Annotated in this window: 1 protein-coding gene; it reads left to right on the top strand. The window is 49.1% G+C overall.

The annotated features are described in order from the left end of the window. Positions 1–324: 324 nt before the first annotated feature. Positions 325–930 (top strand): heme-binding protein, encoded by a 606-nt coding sequence (locus O9300_RS17920; protein WP_287973110.1) that lies wholly within the window; start codon positions 325–327, stop codon positions 928–930. Positions 931–1,090 lie beyond the last annotated feature (160 nt).

Here is a 1,090-nt window from a genome sequence, read left to right as displayed (position 1 = left end):
GTGGTGTCACAATAGACCAACTTAAAAAATATGTCGAGCAGGATTCCCTCAAATATTAGTTGTGCTTCGCTGTTTTATATTGGTCGGTTTTTCATCTCCGAGGTGAAACAAAAGAGCCTTCAAACCGACATTTCAGGTAAATTATCCTGTTCGGCTTCGATATAAATTTGCTTGCGGATTTTGCTGACCATAGCCGAATTCGATTATCTATATACATTACATTATACATTACTAAAACTATTGCGAGGAGGCGCGTTTCGATAACGGGATGTCAACGGAAGTGAACTCGTCCCACAATAGAGATGTCCCCGCGACCGATCGATCATGAAACCATATCACCTGTTAATTCCCCTCGGTTTTATCGCCTTAGCCGCCCTTGCGATCGGGGTCTATCAAGCTTCCAGCGCTCCCCTACCCGCAGGATTTCCGACCCCGACCCCGAACGGACGGATCGAGGTGAAGAACTATCCCGCCTATCGGGCTGCCACCTACCGTTATCGGGGTCAATTGTCCGAGGCGGCCAACTGGTCGTTTTATCCCCTCTACCAACACATCAGTTCTAACGATATCTCGATGACCGCACCGGTCGAAACCCGTTACCCCGCAGACACGGGAGCGACATCGGGAGAGGCCGAAGTTTCCTTTCTCTACCGCGATACCAACACTTACCCGAAAGAGGTGGCCGATAATATTCGGATCGAGGATGTACCACCCATGACGGTGGTGAGTTTGGGATTACAGGGAGGTTACGATTTTGACAGCTATCAGCAGGGATTGACCCGACTGAACGAATGGCTGGCCGAACATCCGGGCTACAGGGCGGTCGGTTCCCTCCGTCGCTTTTTCTACGATGGCCCTTACGTTCCCGATCCCCTAAAGCGGAGCGATATCCAGATACCTGTCGAGGCCGTATCGTATCCAGAGCGTTAGGAAGCGCTCACTTTCTTCGTTTATCTGGACTTCCCCCATACAGAAATACTAAAAAATTAACAAAACCCTTACTGCAGGTCGCTTCTCAGAAAAAATTGAAAAGACGCTACTGGGTACATTTTCCCTTTGAAAATGGCTGTACCGTTGACTGTATCTAGAG

This window comes from Microcystis sp. LE19-195.1E (assembly GCF_027532095.1).
GTDB classification, from domain to species: domain Bacteria; phylum Cyanobacteriota; class Cyanobacteriia; order Cyanobacteriales; family Microcystaceae; genus Microcystis; species Microcystis aeruginosa.
This window is presented reverse-complemented; position numbering and strand designations above follow the sequence as displayed.